The sequence below is a fragment of the Burkholderia sp. LFS061 genome, assembly GCF_047978125.1.
GTDB lineage: Bacteria > Pseudomonadota > Gammaproteobacteria > Burkholderiales > Burkholderiaceae > Burkholderia > Burkholderia pyrrocinia_C.
Genome location: NZ_JBFPFS010000007.1, coordinates 209,917 through 224,898, shown reverse-complemented (window position 1 = coordinate 224,898; position 14,982 = coordinate 209,917). Strand labels below are relative to the sequence as shown.

The 14,982-nt window shown below is 65.8% G+C and carries 13 protein-coding genes and 1 pseudogene; 4 read left to right on the top strand and 10 right to left on the bottom strand.

Annotated features, from left to right (window positions below):
- Positions 1-1,409 precede the first annotated feature (1,409 nt).
- Positions 1,410-2,537 (bottom strand): MBL fold metallo-hydrolase, encoded by a 1,128-nt coding sequence (locus ACNQQL_RS09310; RefSeq protein WP_347063936.1) that lies wholly within the window; start codon positions 2,535-2,537, stop codon positions 1,410-1,412.
- An 82-nt stretch (positions 2,538-2,619) separates the two neighbouring features.
- Between ACNQQL_RS09310 and ACNQQL_RS09305 the strand changes: the two genes are divergently transcribed.
- Both ACNQQL_RS09305 and ACNQQL_RS09300 read left to right on the top strand, forming a co-directional pair.
- On the top strand, positions 2,620-3,273 hold the full coding sequence (locus ACNQQL_RS09305) for a TetR/AcrR family transcriptional regulator (protein WP_072440350.1): 654 nt from the start codon (positions 2,620-2,622) through the stop codon (positions 3,271-3,273).
- Between the two features lie 198 nt (positions 3,274-3,471).
- On the top strand, positions 3,472-3,963 hold the full coding sequence (locus tag ACNQQL_RS09300) for a flavodoxin family protein (protein WP_072440351.1): 492 nt from the start codon (positions 3,472-3,474) through the stop codon (positions 3,961-3,963).
- Positions 3,964-4,062: 99 nt separating this feature from the next.
- Here the strand turns inward: ACNQQL_RS09300 and ACNQQL_RS09295 are convergent, their stop codons facing one another.
- On the bottom strand, positions 4,063-4,647 hold the full coding sequence (locus ACNQQL_RS09295) for a DUF2889 domain-containing protein (protein ID WP_204420937.1): 585 nt from the start codon (positions 4,645-4,647) through the stop codon (positions 4,063-4,065).
- Positions 4,648-5,418: 771 nt separating this feature from the next.
- On the opposite strand from ACNQQL_RS09295, the gene ACNQQL_RS09290 reads away from it, so the two are divergent.
- Both ACNQQL_RS09290 and ACNQQL_RS09285 read left to right on the top strand, forming a co-directional pair.
- Positions 5,419-6,081, top strand: a complete 663-nt coding sequence (locus ACNQQL_RS09290) for a ProQ/FinO family protein (RefSeq protein ID WP_347063955.1) — start codon at positions 5,419-5,421, stop codon at positions 6,079-6,081.
- A gap of 501 nt (positions 6,082-6,582) precedes the next feature.
- Complete coding sequence (locus tag ACNQQL_RS09285) at positions 6,583-7,644, top strand: DMT family transporter (RefSeq protein WP_347063935.1); 1,062 nt, start codon at positions 6,583-6,585, stop codon at positions 7,642-7,644.
- 138 nt (positions 7,645-7,782) lie between these two features.
- Here the strand turns inward: ACNQQL_RS09285 and ACNQQL_RS09280 are convergent.
- The 8 genes and pseudogenes from ACNQQL_RS09280 to ACNQQL_RS09245 all read right to left on the bottom strand — a co-directional run.
- A pseudogene (locus ACNQQL_RS09280) lies at positions 7,783-8,142 on the bottom strand (bleomycin resistance protein); the annotation flags it as partial.
- A 59-nt stretch (positions 8,143-8,201) separates the two neighbouring features.
- On the bottom strand, positions 8,202-8,804 hold the full coding sequence (locus ACNQQL_RS09275; protein WP_347063934.1) for a nitrogen fixation protein NifQ: 603 nt from the start codon (positions 8,802-8,804) through the stop codon (positions 8,202-8,204).
- Positions 8,805-8,891: 87 nt separating this feature from the next.
- On the bottom strand, positions 8,892-9,317 hold the full coding sequence (locus ACNQQL_RS09270) for a TOBE domain-containing protein (RefSeq protein ID WP_347063933.1): 426 nt from the start codon (positions 9,315-9,317) through the stop codon (positions 8,892-8,894).
- 189 nt (positions 9,318-9,506) lie between these two features.
- Positions 9,507-11,006: an efflux transporter outer membrane subunit gene (locus ACNQQL_RS09265; protein WP_347063932.1), complete on the bottom strand. Its 1,500-nt coding sequence runs from the start codon at positions 11,004-11,006 to the stop codon at positions 9,507-9,509.
- Positions 11,003-11,980: an HlyD family secretion protein gene (locus tag ACNQQL_RS09260; RefSeq protein ID WP_204420943.1), complete on the bottom strand. Its 978-nt coding sequence runs from the start codon at positions 11,978-11,980 to the stop codon at positions 11,003-11,005. The genes ACNQQL_RS09265 and ACNQQL_RS09260 overlap by 4 nt, the downstream gene beginning before the upstream one ends.
- A gap of 1 nt (position 11,981) precedes the next feature.
- A complete protein-coding gene (locus tag ACNQQL_RS09255) occupies positions 11,982-12,194 on the bottom strand; it encodes a DUF1656 domain-containing protein (protein ID WP_034182541.1) in 213 nt (70 codons plus the stop codon).
- A 34-nt stretch (positions 12,195-12,228) separates the two neighbouring features.
- On the bottom strand, positions 12,229-14,361 hold the full coding sequence (locus tag ACNQQL_RS09250; RefSeq protein WP_347063931.1) for an FUSC family protein: 2,133 nt from the start codon (positions 14,359-14,361) through the stop codon (positions 12,229-12,231).
- Positions 14,358-14,837, bottom strand: a complete 480-nt coding sequence (locus ACNQQL_RS09245) for a MarR family winged helix-turn-helix transcriptional regulator (protein WP_347063930.1) — start codon at positions 14,835-14,837, stop codon at positions 14,358-14,360. Before ACNQQL_RS09245 ends, ACNQQL_RS09250 begins: the two co-directional genes overlap by 4 nt.
- Positions 14,838-14,982 lie beyond the last annotated feature (145 nt).

Here is a 14,982-nt window from a genome sequence, read left to right as displayed (position 1 = left end):
TCCTGTTGCAGCGTTCAGTTGGTAGATGTTCTGTCCGAGAAGTTGTCACGTGACAACAAAGGCAGCCCGGGCATCATAGAAAACGGCAGGACGGCCGTCGCAGTCGTCAGAGGCAAGTGTCTTCGCCGAAGATTGAGGCGGCATTCGTCCCGGTCGTCAGGACCGGCGGCGGCGATGCCCGACATTCTCGTGGTGGCTGAATGCCCTGATCGCCTGGTGAGTCGCACTCAAGGGCAGACAATCATTAACGCATCATGATATGGCCCCATTTAATGATGTGGCCATCGCCGACGTGGTGCGCGCATAGTCCGGCAGGCGAGGGGTGCGAGGTTTCGCTGTATCTTCCAGCGCTACAACCGGCGCAACGGCGTATCCCGCATTCCATATCTATTAGCAGTCTGACAACGGTCGGCACAGGAATGAAGGCAAATCACTACGCCAAAGGTCGCCTGCCGGTCCAGCCGAGTTGAATCGTGAAACATTCGCAAAAAATGGGGTTCTGCCAGAAATCCTTATCCAGCAATGGTTTGCGCCATATTCTTCATGTTGTTTCACGCAAAACACGCCCGATCCTCCTTGGAATTGGGGGCGCATGAATTTGTCATGCGCTACTGACGTCGTCCAGGAGTTGGGTGGTGAATTATGTTGTAATTGATACGTAATTGGTGGTGTTTGATACATTTTGCGCCGAGCGCTATCGTAGACAACGTCCAGTGAGTGTTGGTCCGGTGCACGACGATCGCTCGCCGAGTCACTGATCTGATGTCCGGCGCGAGTTGTCACGTGACAACGCTTTTCACCGATCGCGCGATACTACAAAGGGTTGTGGAATTCTTGGGGGCGACCGACGGCTCATCTGCCGTTGCAAATCGGTTGAACAGCAAGGTCACATCTATTCTTCTGCGGGCTCATGTCGGTGAACTGGTGGAAGTAATGATGGAAGATTGAGCCGTCTATCTAAACTTGCGTGCGAACCCATCGACTCGTGACGACCTGTCGAACATAAGGCGGTTGAACTGGTCGATATAAGGTCAGCGCCCACGAATTGCCCGATTCTTGCCCAGAATGACGAGGCCGAAGCCGTGGGCAATCATGCAGCCTATCGGATGTGTAGGCACTTTCCTGCGATGGAAACGTAGATTCGAAAGGGGCTGCAGCTAGGCACTCGCCGGTTTCGTGCGAATTTGCAGATGCGATCCGCCCGTGTTTGCCGAAGCCTGCTGCCGCGGTCGGTCAACCGGTGCCCCGTATTGTTGAATGAAGCTATCGGGCGGCGCTGCGTGCATCATTTCCGATCCAGGTGATCGTATCGGCAGACAATCCGCCAACGAACAACTGCCCCGAAAACGCGATGGCCGGAAACGCGGCACCGCCGCGCTTCCGCACGAAAGACGTAACGACAGGCGAACCTATTTCGTCGCTTGCGACGCGCAAAATTGCCACCTGCGCGATTTCGTTGCTGCCGCCGCGTTCGCGTGCTCGTCTACCGTGCGCCACCACCGCTCACCTCGATGCGGCTCGTCGAGATCGAGGCGCTCGCCCATTCTGGGCGTGGACAACTCGATGCCGCGCACGATCGACAACGCCGTTACTCGCTCGAACGGCTCGTGCCAGCGATGCATCGCGAGATCGAATGTACCGTTGTGGATCGGGATCAGACAGCGCCCGCGCAAATCGATATGCGCCTGAACGGTTTCTTCCGGTTGCATGTGCACGTACGGCCATTGCGCATCGTATGCGCCCGTTTCGATCAGCGTCACGTCGAACGGCCCGAGGCGCTCGCCGATCGTACGGAACCCGTCGAAGTAGCCCGTGTCGCCGCTGAAAAACACGCGCAGGTTGTCGTCGACGATGGCCCACGACGCCCACAGCGTGCTGTTGCCGTCGAACAGGCTGCGCCCGGAGAAGTGTTGCGCGGGTGTTGCGGTCAGCGTCAGGCCGGCCACGTCGACGCTCTGCCACCAGTCGAGCTGACGGACCTTCTTAGCGTCGATGCCCCATTCGATCAGGCGGTCGCCGACGCCCAGCGTTGTCACGAACACGCCGGTGGTGGCCGCGAGCGCGAGCACCGTTTCGCGGTCGAGGTGATCGTAGTGATCGTGCGACAGGATCACACCGCGTAGCGGCGGAAGATCTTCAAGCGCTATCGGCGGCGCATGGAAGCGCTTGGGGCCAACATTCCGAAACGGCGATGCACGCTCGGCAAACACGGGATCGGTCAGCCAGAATTCTCCACGCAACTTGAGCAGCAGCGTCGAATGGCCAAGCCGGTACAGGCTGCGATCGGGCGCCGCGTCGAGCTGTGCACGAGTCAGCAAATCGACGGGCAGCGCGCCAGCCGGCACGGTATTGCGCGGCTTGGTGAACAGCATGTTCCAGGCGATCCCGAGCGTCTTGCCGATACCTTCGACGGGACGCGGCGCAACATTGCTGAAGCGCTCGCCATTGTGCTGCGGCGAACCGCCGGACAGCGCGCGGCCGCGCCTGGCGGCTGCAAAACCCAGAATGCGGTGAATCAAAACGAGAGGCGATGCCATGTCGGTTCGTCCGAAGAAAAAGTGCACTGAACAGTGTAGTTTATTTCCGGGATAAGTAAACTGAGCGGTGTAAAATTTCCACATGGATACCAGCTCTCTCCCTCAACGCCTGACCGATCGAAAGCGTGCGGCCATCATCGACGCGGCGATCGAGGAATTTCTCGCTGCCGGCTACGATGCAACCAGCATGGATCGCATCGCTGCGCGCGCGGACGTGTCGAAGCGTACGGTCTACAACCACTTTCCCGGCAAGGAAACGTTGTTCGCCGCGATCCTGCACAAGCTGTGGGATGCGACCCAAACCGGTAGCTCACCGACTTATCGCACCGACGTGCCGCTGCGCGAGCAACTGCTCGCCTTGCTGGAGCGCAAATTGCGCCTGCTGAACGACGATGCGTTTCTCGTACTTGCGCGCGTCGCGATCGGCGCGGCCATCCATTCGCCGGAGCGTGCGCGCGACATGGTCGAACGCCTCGGCGAGCGCGAGGAAGACCTGACGGTCTGGGTGCGTGCGGCAGCGTTGGCCGGCCGCCTGTCGGTCACCGATCCGGTGTTTGCCGCGCATCAGTTGCATGGTGTCGTGAAGGCATTCGCATTCTGGCCGCAGGTGACGATGGGCCAGCCGCCGCTCACGGCGCCGGAGCAACAGAAAGTCGCGGAATCGGCCGCCGACATGTTTCTCGCGTACTACGCGCGTCCGGACGACGGCGACGCATTACGCGTCGCGCCGGATTGACCGCACATCAGGAAGATCATGCGCGAATCGAGGTCGATGTCATGCACGCGATCGATGCACGCTTGGCATCGCTGAGCCGGCAAACCGACTGATCCGCAAGAGCGAACGCACAACCGCCCCCACACACGCGACGACTGTCCATCCAGCGGAAACCGGCGATACCCCGACCCACCTGAAGCCTGACGCGAGCGACTACGAATGAAGACGCTGTTGATCGTCTATCACACGATGACCGGAGGCACGCAACAGATGGCCGAAGCGGCGGCCGACGCGGCGCGCGAGCAACCCGGCATCGACGTCAGGCTGCAGCGCGCGGACGCGACGAGTGCAGACGATGTGCTGGCCGCCGACGCATACCTGTTTGCGACGCCCGAGAATCTTGCGTCGATGTCCGGGCTGATGAAGGACTTTTTCGATCGCTGCTACTACGCGGCGCTCGATCGCGTGAACGGCCGTCCGTACGCGGCAATGATCTGCGCGGGAAGCGACGGACAGAACGCGCTGCGCCAGATAGACCGGATTGCGACCGGATGGCGATTGAAGAACGTGGCGCCAGGCCTGATCGTCTGTACTCACGCGCAGACGCCTGAGCGCATCCTCGCGCCGAAGACGATCGACGACGATGATCGTGCGCGCTGCGCCGAACTCGGCGCGGGCCTTGCCGCCGGACTCGCGCTGGGCGTCTTCTGATTTCGGACCGGCAGCTTTCGCGCTGGTCCGCGCAGACAACGCACGCATCCATGTGCGTCACCGATCCTGCAGACGCCGAACCGGCCGAATGCCGGGACCTTAGCTTCCTTTTGCCGTCGGCACAGGCCGGTGGTATTCGGGCCAAAGACGTTTCACGAGATCGCGCGACGCGCCATACGCATGGCAACTGTCGATCTTGAGCGGCTTGCCTTCGCGGTCGCGGGCGTCGAGCGACGACCGCCGCACGCCGACCATCGTCTGATAGGCCGTGGTTGCGACCGGGCCGAGCAATTCCTTCAGATGCGTGCACGTATCGCAGGACGGCAGACGCTTGCGGATCTCGCTGTTCCAGCCGGAACCGATGCTCAGTCCGACGAGCGCCTGCAGCGAGTCGCCGCCGCCGGGACACTGCGCATACGGATGCGACCGGATGAACGTGGATACGGCGCGTACGACCATGTCGGCGTCGAAGACCAGCGTCACGCCGAGATCGTGGATCGGAGACAGCGCAGCGACCGTTCGTGTGCCGCCCGGTGGCGTGAAATCGCTGGTCTTGCGGTCCGCGAGGCAGGCCGTCACTTCGAACAAGCCGTCGCTGCGCCGATAACCGCGCATGTCGATCTGCCGATGGTGAATCTCCTCGCGCGTGATGCCGTCGTGCGGGATGTCGTGTGGGAGAACCATGTATCCGCTCCGCTTCGTACAACCGGTTCTTTTAGCAGGCAAGAGGGATGTCGCCGGCCGACCGGGGACGCCGCAAAACGGGCCGAGGCACGGGCCAAGGTACGCTGCCGACGACGTTGACCCGGCCATACTACGCATTTTCCGGCACCTTCGTACGCCACACGATCGATGCGGACGCAACGAGTCGTGCATGGGTCCGGTGCAATCGATGGGCGTCCCGGGATGTCACGACAGGCTGCGTCGATCCATCGTCATGTGCGTCCCGCTGTCGCGATCGCGGATTCGCATGCAGCCGCCGGGGCGCCGTCCGCGATCCGGAATCGTCGCCGTGGCCGGCGATGCGCTCGCGCGGCACGATCTTTTTCGGCTCCGCAACGCGTAACACCACGCGTCGGGCGTCGATCAGCGGACGCCGTCGGGCCGACCGTTTCGCTCACAACTGGCCCGATTTTCGACGACGGTTGTGAACGACGTGACTTCCGGAAACGTATACATATAATGCGCAACGCGGTCGCGCGGACGCATTTTCCGCACGCTGGATCGGGCAAATGCAGACCGGCGAGTCAGCCGGCCGTCGCGCGTACCGGTATACTTCCCTCCTGCCTTGTCCGGCATCGTGGCCGGGTGCCTGAAAACAGAGTGGCGTGCGCGATGCGGCCCCGTAGTGTTCCGCATCGGCGGCAGACGGGTCGCACGCGTGGCGGCGAAGCTTTTTGCGTCGCGCGGAATGGTCGCACGAACCACACCTTATATTCCTGGTGGATTGAATTTATGGGTTTTGAACAACTTGCCGAATTGCGGGCGCAGCTCGCAGCGAAGGCCAAGCAGGAGCGCAACGCGAAGCGACCTGCAGCGCCGACGGACGCCGGCGCGAAGCCGAAGTCCGGCGACCAGCCGGCCCGCGGGGCCAAACCGGGTGCCGGCGCCAAAGCGCAGCACCGCGCGAAGCCCGCTTCGGCGAAGCCGTCGGCGCCGGTCGATCCGGTCATCGTTGCGATCGGCAAACTGCAGCGGAAGTTTCCGCGCGCGTTCCCGAAGAATCCGGCCCCCAAAGTACCGCTCAAGGTCGGCATCTGGGACGACCTCGCACGCGAGGCTCAGGCCGTGGGCCTCAACGAAGCCGAACTGCGTGAAGCGATGTCGACGTGGTGCCGCGGCAACCGCTACTGGTCGTGCCTTGTCGAAGACGCGGTGCGGGTCGATCTGCAGGGCAACGAAGCAGGGCGCGTGACGCATGACGACGCCGCACGGGCGCGTCGGCTGAAGGCACGCCGTCCCGGCAAGGGTGCGGCGCAATCGTCCAAGGGCGCGCAGCAGCAGCCGAAGGCCGAGCAGCAGGCCGAGGCCGCAGCAGCAGCGCCGGAACCGGCGAACGCGGAAGCTCAAACCGACGTTGCGCAGCAGATCGAGCAGCAAACGGCCGGAAACGAGTAACCCGCACCGCGTCGCCGTCGACTGTACGGCGCTCACCCGCATGCATGCCGCATGCTGTGAATCACACGACAGACTGACCTGCCTCGAAAGGGGCAGGTCAGGACTACCTCCACCGGCGGTTGACTCGCCGGCACTCCCCCTGCGACATCAGACCGGCAACGCAACCGGACGAACAGATTCCGTCAATCGGCGCTGCATCTGCGATGCTTCGACTTTGAAGTTTGCGCATGGATAGTACGCATGCCTGATTGCGATGGCACTTCAATCACATAATTCGGTTTCCTAAAATAGCGATATCGGGATCGTCGATCGGCATGTGAACGACGCGGTCCGGCCATCGTGACATGATGACGAGCGATAATCCCGGCTGGATCGTGACACCACGCGCAGGTTGTTCAGCGCGATGCGGCTTGCACTTCGAAAGGTGCGGGAGGCTTGCTCCGACACGAACCGACTCGAAGCCACGGCCACCGTTTTTTTTACGTCAATTCAACCCGGATCATGAACCAGAGACATTCCGCGATTCTCGTCGCGCTCGCCGCGGCCGCGCTGTTCGGCGCCGCGACACCGCTCGCCAAGGCGCTGATCGGCGCAATGTCGCCGTTCATGGTCGCCGGGCTGTTCTATCTCGGCAGCGGCGTCGGGCTCGGCATCGGGATCCTGCTGCGCGGGTTGCGCAACCGCCGCGCATCGGCCGCGGATGCCGCGCCGCTGCAGCGCGCCGACCTGCCGTGGCTGGCCGGCGCGATCGCTGCGGGCGGCGTGGCCGGCCCGGCGTTGCTGATGCTTGGGCTGTCGAGCACGCCGGCTGCGACGAGCGCGCTGCTGCTCAATCTCGAAGGCGTGCTGACGGCCGTCATCGCGTGGGTCGTGTTTCGCGAGAACGTGGATGTGCAGGTGTTCCTCGGAATGATCGCGATCGTCGCTGGCGGCGCGCTGCTGTCGTGGATACCGGGCCGGGCAGGCGTGCCGGTCGGCGCGCTGCTGATCGTCGGCGCATGCCTGTGCTGGGCGATCGACAACAATCTGACCCGCAAGGTCGCCGCGAACGACGCGATGGTCATCGCGTGCGTGAAAGGGCTGATCGCCGGGCCCGTGAACATCGGCATCGCGCTGGCGACCGGTGCAACGCTGCCCGCCGTACCGGTCACGGCCGCCGCGATGCTGACGGGGCTCGGCGGCTACGGGATCAGCCTCGTGCTGTTCGTCGTCGCGCTGCGTCATCTCGGCAGCGCGCGTACGGGCGCATATTTTTCAATCGCGCCGCTGTTCGGCGTGGTGCTGTCGCTGCTGATCTGGCCCGCGCTGCCGCCCGCGACGTTCTGGATCGCCGCCGCGCTGATGGCGCTCGGCATCTGGCTGCATGTGCGCGAACGGCACGAACACACGCATGCGCACGAGCGGCTCGAGCATACTCACCGGCATCGGCACGACGAACATCACCAGCATACGCACGACTTTCCGTACGATGGCAACGAGCCGCACACGCATCCGCATGTGCATCTGCCGATCACGCATAGTCACGCGCATTTCCCGGACATTCATCACCGGCATCGGCATTGACTGCGTCGTAAGCGATGAACGGCCCGACGCATGCGATGCGCATCGCAAGGTAACCGTTTATGGGGCATGCGTCGAATCGTACGCCCGTGTATTTCCATCGCCGCTCGATCGCGGCAGCGACAGGGGGCGTGCCTGGTCTTCCGTCTGGATCAACCGGATCAGCGAACCGTCCGGATCGATCAGTGCGCCGACCGTGCCGCCCCACGCTTCGCGTGTCGGCCGGTGCGCACGCGGCCAGCCGGTCCGTTGCTCCGGAATGCCGGCTGCGAGCATGTCGTCGAAGAAGGCGCCGACATCCGCGAGCCGGAAACAGCAACTGAACCAGCTCGCGGCCGGATCGAGTTCGGGGTGCGGAAAGAATTCCAGCAACAGGTCACCGCGTTTGAGGATCATCCAGCCGTCGTCGCGCCACGTTTCGACGAACCCCAGTTTCTCGTAGAAGCGGGACGTGGTTTCGAAATCGCGCGACGGCAGGTTGGGGCTCGCAATGTCGGTCAAGGCGGTTTCTCCGGTTGGCGATGCGACGAAACGCGCGGGCAGCGCAGCCGCCGCGGCGGCTATCGCGCGTGAGGAAAGCAGAAGCCGAAATCTTCGCAGCCCGGGCATCCGGGGGCGGGCCCCGGTGGTATGCCGAGCGATGCAGCCACTTCCTGTGCGAGGAATTTTTTCCAGCGCAGGTGAGCGACGTTGCGCGCGGCGAGTGCGGGGAAATAGCGATCGAGCATCGCCGATACCGCATCGCGTCCGTCGAGCCCGAGGTCGCGCCACAGATGATCGGGGCGCAGGCACGCATGCGCGATGATCGACGCGAGGCAGTCGGCGTCGTCGCGGGTCGCGGCGGGATTCGCGTCGTCCATCAGCCGCGTGTGCAGCGTCGCGATGAATGCCGCGTGGGTGGATGGCAGCAGCGCCATCGCAACCGTCGACACGAGTGCGGCGGCATCGGGGGAAGGCAGGCGCGGAAACCGGCGCGCAAGCAGGCCAGCCAACTGCGCATGAGACAGGCCGAGCAGCCCGAGTTCGTTGCGGCGCGCGCGTGCCGCAACGAGGGCGCCGAACAGGCGAGCGTCGGGCGTGTCGGCGTTGGCCGCCGCGAGCAGCAGCGACTGCAACGCCCGTTCATGCGAGGGCGGTTCGGTGCGATCGAGTGCGGCGATCATCGTGTGCACTCGCGTGACGGCCGGGCGACACGACCCGCGCGAATGCGCGGCGCACACCGGATCACGATCGCGGCGCTCGTCATGCGATCACTCGACGCCGACGATCACGCTCGATGCCTTGAAGATCGCAGCCGCGGCCGTGCCGCTCGCGAGGCCGAGACGATCGACGCTGTCGTTGGTCACGATCGCGACGATTTCGGCGCCGCCCGCGGCCTGGATCACGACTTCCGAATTGACCGCACCCTTCGCGACCGACGATACGGTGCCCGCGACGCAGTTGCGGGCCGACACCTTGCTGCTGTCGATGTCGACCATCACGATGACCGACGATGCCTTGACGAGCGCGAACGCCTGCGTGCCGGCCGCGAGGCCCAGCGAAGCCGCGCTGCCGTGAGTGATCACGGCGACGATGTCGAGGCCGTCCTGCGTGCGGAGCGTGATTTCGTCGTTGACGGCACCGGGCTTGACGGCGCTGATCTGGCCGGCGAAATGGTTGCGGGCGCTGGTTCGCATGATGACTCTCCGAGGGGATGCCGCTGCCGGAGCGGCAGCGGAAGATGAATGGAAGTGCATCGGGCAGTTTACCGTCAACGCGGGCGTCCGTCGTTCTCCGGATGCTATGGCGCGAATCAGGAAAACCCGTTTGCGCACGGCGTTTCACGAAGCCGGCGCCATATACCGAGATCTATGACGCTGGGGCCATTACTCGTTCGCCGCGCGTGTCGAGGCGGCACGCGCGGCGGTGGGCCGGGCATCCCCCGCGGTCGCCGCGTTGTCGCTGTCCCATCCGCCGCCAAGCGCGAGGAACAGCCGCACCTGATCGGCGGCGACCTGCCCTTCGGCCGCCGCGACCTGTGCCTGCACGCTCGTCAGCGTGCGCGTCGCATCGAGGTCGGAAAGGAACGACTCGCGGCCGGCCGCGTAGAGACGATGGGTTTCGTCGGCGGAATGGCGCGCCGATTCGTAGGCCGTACGCAGCGCATCGGTGCGCTGCACGTCGGCGGCATAGGTCGCGAGGCTCGACTGCGTTTCGCGCAGCGCGTTCAGCACGACACCGTCGAAGTGCGCGAGCGCGCCGCCCGTCGCAGCCTCGGCTTCGCGTACACGCGCACGCTGGCCGTTGACGGGGAATGACCAGCTGATCAGTGGTCCAAACGACCAGCGATTGGTCGTGGACGAAAACAGGTCGGCGGCGAGGCCGACCGAGCCGGCCGACGCGCCGATGCTGATCGACGGGTACAGCGCGGCGGTCGCCACGCCGATTCGCGCGGTTGCCGCGGCAAGCTGCCGCTCGGCTTCGCGAACGTCGGGGCGGCGGCGCAGCAGCGCGGCGCCGTCGCCGATCGGAATCGGCTGGCGCAGCTTAGGCAGGCGTTCGCATTCGGCGACGGCCTTCGGCAGGTCGGCCGGCGAGCGCGCGAGCAGCGCGGCGAGCTGGTATTGCGCGACCTCGCGGCGGCCTTCGAAGCGCGGGATATCGGCGGCGAGCGTGCGCACCTGCGTCACGCCGCGCGTCACATCGGTCTGGTTGCCGCGCCCGGCATCGCGCAGCCGCTGCGACAGCGCGACGCGCTGCTTCTGCAGCGCGAGCGACTGTTTCGCGATCGCCAGTTCGTCGCCGGCCGAGCACGATTCGACGTACGCCCGCACCACGTCGGCGACGACCGTGATGCGTGCCAGGTCGCCGGCCGCCCTGACGGCTTCGCTGTCCGCGCGCGCGGCTTCGACGCCGCGCCGCAGCTTGCCGAACAGGTCGATCTCGTACGACACGTTGATGCCGACCGCACCTTCGTTGACGACCGGCAGCTTGTTTTCGAGCAGGTACTGTTCAGCCGATTCCTGCGCGCGTTGCACGCCCGCCTCCGCGCCGCCCGAGAACCCGCCCTGTTCGTTCGCGACTTCCAGCGCCGCACGCGAGCGCGCGAGGTTGGCAGCGGCGACGCGCAGGTCGGTGTTCGACTTCAGCGCGCTGCGCACGAGTTCGTCGAGCACGGGATCGTCGTATAGCTGCCACCAGTTGCCGGGCACGGCGTCACGCGATACGAGCATGCCGTTCGCGTCGTCGAGCGCGTGGTTCGCCAGCGGCGCATTCACGTACGCCTGCTGCGGCAGCGTGTAATCGGGGCCGACGGACTTGCACGCGCCGAGTGCGAGCGCGAGCGGCGCGAGTGCCGCCGCGAGGCGCAGACCGTGCCGTTTCATCGCGATGCTCCCGCCGTGCTTGCGGCCGCACCGGAAGCCGTCGATACCGGCGCGACTGCCGACGTCGCGCTGGCGGCAGCCGGCTTCGCGTTGTCGCGGCGGCGCGTGTCGGCTTCGCGCATCGAAACCGTCGCGGTGCGGCCCGCGATCATCCGGAAGTCGTCGGGCACCTCGTCGAGCACGACGCGCACCGGCACGCGCTGCGCCAGCCGCACCCAGCTGAATGCCGGGTTCACGTTCGGCAGCAGGTTCGCACCCTGCGTGCGGTCACGGTCCTCGATCGCGGCGACGATGCTCTGCACGTGGCCGCGCAGCGCATGCGGCTCGCCCATCACGACGATGTCGACCGGCTGGCCGATATGAATGCCGCGCAGCTTGGTTTCCTCGAAGTAGCCGTCGACGCGGAACGAATTGCGGTCGACGACCGACAGCACCGCGCGGCCGGCCGGCACGTATTCGCCGACGCGCGGCGCGCGGTCGTTCAGGTAGCCGTCGACCGGGCTCACGATCGTCGTGCGCTGCAGGTTCAGTTTCGCGGTGTCGAGCGACACCTGCGCATCGGCGACGGCGGCCTCGCCCTGTTCGACGCGCGTGCGGCTTTCCTCGACCTGCTCGCTTGCGACGAGGTTGCCGAGCTGCAGGTTGCGCGCGTATTCGCGCTTCGCCTGGGCGAGCGTCGCGCGGCGCTGCGCGAGCGTCGCTTCGGCGAGCCGTTCCGCGAGCGTGTAGCGGGCCTGGTCGATCACGAACAGCACCTGGCCGCGCCTGACCTCCTGGTTGTCGGCGACCTGCACCGACGTGATGAGGCCCGACACGTCCGGCGCGACCTGGATCACGTCGGCGCGCACGTGCCCGTCGCGCGTCCACGGCGAGAACATGTAGTAGTTGATGATCCGCCACAGCACGAGGCCGGCCACGACGACGACGATCAGGGTGAGCAGGATTTGCCCTGCCGAGAGCCAGGATTTTTTCACGTTAGGTAGCCGCGAGATGGTGGGAAACGATCACGACGGCGGCAAACACGAACACGTAGATGCCGAGGTCGAAGATCGAACGGTGCCAGACGAGGCGGTAGAAGCCGACGCGCTCGAGCACCGCGCGCACGACGATGTTGATCAGGTAGGCGATCAGCATCAACACGAGCGGAGCCGGCACGAATACGCCGAAGATGTCGATTTCGCCGATCATGGTCGCGCTCGGAAGGACGGGTTGGCAAGCCGGATCATGCGCGTGCTCCGCCCGGTGCCTGCGGCGCTTGTGCGGCCGCGGCCGGATACAGCGACAGGCGCAGGCCGACGAGCGCGTGCAGCGTGTCGCGCAGCCGGCGGTGCGTGGCGGGCGTGGCCGGCGCCGCTGGTGCCGTGCTGCCGTCGGCCGGTGCGGTGCCCGGCAGGTTGCGGCCGGCCACGCGGTGCAGTGCGTCGTCGATCGACGCAAGCAGCGCCGGCGGCGCGGGCTGGCGCGCGTTCGCGGCCGCGCAGCGCGCGTAGTGGTCGGTGACGCCGGCGAGCACGCGATCGATCGCGTCGGGCACGTCGCCCGACAGCCGGCGGCGTGAGCGGCGCAGGTCGAGCGCGTTCAGCGCGATGCGCAGGTCGCGGAAGCTTTCGATCGACGGGTGGCGGTGGTCGTCGGATGCGCCGAGGCGCGGCAGCAGTTGCGTGACGCGATCGAGCATCCGCGATGCGTGGTTGCGCTGGTCGTCGAGCGGCTGTGTCGATGCGGAGCGCACGACGTCCTCCCAGCCCGAGCGCAGCAGGCGCCGCACCGCGAGTTCCGCGCCGAACGGCCGCGTCGCGCGTGTCCACAGGTACGCGAACAACAGCCCGGCAACGCCGGCGAGATTGCTGTTCAGGAACACGAAGAAGTCGGCTTCGTATGCGCTCTGGATGCTGATGAAGGTGGCCGTATTCACCGCGACGAGCATCGTCACCATGTTGAACTGCGGGCGCGGCAGCAGCGTGCCGATCAGGATGAACGGGCCCGCGAACATCAGCACGAGCATCGCGAAGTCGTGCACGTGCGGCAGCACGACGAACAGGTACAGGCCCGCGAACACGACGCTCGCGGCCGTCGACAGGAAGAACTTGAACACCAGCGGCGCGGGCTCGTCGAGCGCGGCGAAGAAGCTGCACGATACGGCCACGAGCGTGACGGCGGCCGCGCCGTCGTGCCAGCCGGACGAGATCCACAGCCAGCACGCGAACACGATCGCGAGCACGACGGTCAGCGTGGAGAACAGCATCATCCCGCGATCGAAGAAGTGTTCGGTGCCGCCGAGCCGCCAGTGCCGGTAGCGCGGCTGCCAGACGCCTGACTCGTTCGCGATCAGCGCGCGCAGCGAGCGGCAGTCCTGCCAGATGTCGATGACCTGGCGCAGCCGCCACAGCGCATTCGACAGCAGCGCACCGTCCCAGCTCGTCAGCGCACTGTCGGCGGGCTGCAGCGCGGCGATGCGCTCGCGCAGATTGTCCGCGACCGGATCATGCGCCATGTCGCCGTCGGCGCCGGATTTCACGGCCGGCAGCGGTGCGTCGAACCACTTCGCGGCGTCGGCCAGCAGCGCGTCGAGCGCGGGCGGGCGCACGTGCAGGTCGCGCATCAGCGCGATCAGCGGATCGGCGAGCGACGACATCAGCGGCAGGAACAACTGCATCCGGCCCGCGAGCGCCTGCGCGCGTGCGAGGATGCTCGGATGCGCATGGTCGTAACCCAACTGGCTCAGCAGGAATTCGAGGCCGGTGATCGTCGTCGCGAGGCGCTGCCGGCACGCGGACAGCGCCTTGCCGGCGATATGCCCGGACAGCGTCTCGCGACCGTAGAACGCGGCGTCCTTGAACCATGCGTCGGTGCGCTCGATCAGCGTCGGCGCGAGCCGGTTCGGGAACACGGCACTGCCGACCACGCTCGCGCACACGATGCCGAGCACGATTTCCTCGGTGCGCGCGATCGCGACGTCGAATACCGTGGACGGATCGGTCACGGTCGGCAGCGCGATCAGCGGCATCGTATAACCGGCGAGCATGAACACGTAGCTGCGCGCGGTGCGGTCGGAGATCGCGAGGTAGAGCAGCGTGCCGCACCACGTCGCGACGATGATGCTGAACAGGATCGGCGTTTCGACGAACGGCGGTACAAAGAAGATCGCGGCGGCCGCGCCGAGCGCGGTGCCGAGCGCGCGATACAGCGCCTTCGAGCGCGTCGCGCCGACGAACGGGTTCGACACGATGTAGACGCTCGCCATCGCCCAGTAAGGGCGCGGCAACTGGAAATACAGGCCGAGGTACAGCGCCAGCATCGACGCGGCGAACGTCTTGCCCGAGAACAGCCAGTCGCGAAGGCTCGGATAGGTCATGACGCGGAGTCGGCGGCGTGGGGCGGGTGCGGCGCGGGCTGCACCGCGTCGGACGCGTTGAATGCGTTCAGCACGCGCAGTGTCGTTTCGAGGTCGGCGCGCGTGACGCCCTTGAGCACCTGTGCGCGCAGCACGCGCAGGTCTTTCTCCATCTTCGCGGTGACCGCGCGGCCGGCGGCCGTCAGCGAGATCGTTTTCGCGCGCCGGTCGTGCGGATCCTCGTCACGGCGCGCGAGGCCGGCCGCGCACAGCTGGTCGAGCAGGCGCACGAGCGACGGCCCTTCGATGCCGACATGTTCGGCGAGCGTGCCCTGCCGTACACCTTCGCCGAGGCGGCCGGCGATCAACAGCGGCGTCGCGCAGGCTTCGGACACGTTGTACGCGTTCAGCACGCCGTCGCTGGTACGGCGCCACTTGCGCGCGGACAGCACGAGCAGGCTGCTGACGGCGAGGCGGAGGTCGTGCAGATTGGTCATGGGCGAGATGATAGGAGCAAAAACATTCGATAGCAAACTATCGGTTTGTTGTCACCCGCGTGTCATGTCGCGCGTGGCCCGGCCGGCCCGTTTGAAGCAATTTAGGCAGCGTGCCGGCGATGGTCAAGCTGTAAGGTTGGTGTCC

What these genes read in the sequence shown, in the direction of transcription:
- ACNQQL_RS09310 (WP_347063936.1), bottom strand. Translation starts at nt 2,537, where the DNA reads ATGGCATCGCCTCTCGTTTTGATTCACCGCATTCTGGGTTTTGCAGCC.
- ACNQQL_RS09305 (WP_072440350.1), top strand. Translation starts at nt 2,620, where the DNA reads ATGGATACCAGCTCTCTCCCTCAACGCCTGACCGATCGAAAGCGTGCG.
- ACNQQL_RS09300 (WP_072440351.1), top strand. Translation starts at nt 3,472, where the DNA reads ATGAAGACGCTGTTGATCGTCTATCACACGATGACCGGAGGCACGCAA.
- ACNQQL_RS09295 (WP_204420937.1), bottom strand. Translation starts at nt 4,647, where the DNA reads ATGGTTCTCCCACACGACATCCCGCACGACGGCATCACGCGCGAGGAG.
- ACNQQL_RS09290 (WP_347063955.1), top strand. Translation starts at nt 5,419, where the DNA reads ATGGGTTTTGAACAACTTGCCGAATTGCGGGCGCAGCTCGCAGCGAAG.
- ACNQQL_RS09285 (WP_347063935.1), top strand. Translation starts at nt 6,583, where the DNA reads ATGAACCAGAGACATTCCGCGATTCTCGTCGCGCTCGCCGCGGCCGCG.
- ACNQQL_RS09275 (WP_347063934.1), bottom strand. Translation starts at nt 8,804, where the DNA reads ATGATCGCCGCACTCGATCGCACCGAACCGCCCTCGCATGAACGGGCG.
- ACNQQL_RS09270 (WP_347063933.1), bottom strand. Translation starts at nt 9,317, where the DNA reads ATGCGAACCAGCGCCCGCAACCATTTCGCCGGCCAGATCAGCGCCGTC.
- ACNQQL_RS09265 (WP_347063932.1), bottom strand. Translation starts at nt 11,006, where the DNA reads ATGAAACGGCACGGTCTGCGCCTCGCGGCGGCACTCGCGCCGCTCGCG.
- ACNQQL_RS09255 (WP_034182541.1), bottom strand. Translation starts at nt 12,194, where the DNA reads ATGATCGGCGAAATCGACATCTTCGGCGTATTCGTGCCGGCTCCGCTC.
- ACNQQL_RS09250 (WP_347063931.1), bottom strand. Translation starts at nt 14,361, where the DNA reads ATGACCTATCCGAGCCTTCGCGACTGGCTGTTCTCGGGCAAGACGTTC.
- ACNQQL_RS09245 (WP_347063930.1), bottom strand. Translation starts at nt 14,837, where the DNA reads ATGACCAATCTGCACGACCTCCGCCTCGCCGTCAGCAGCCTGCTCGTG.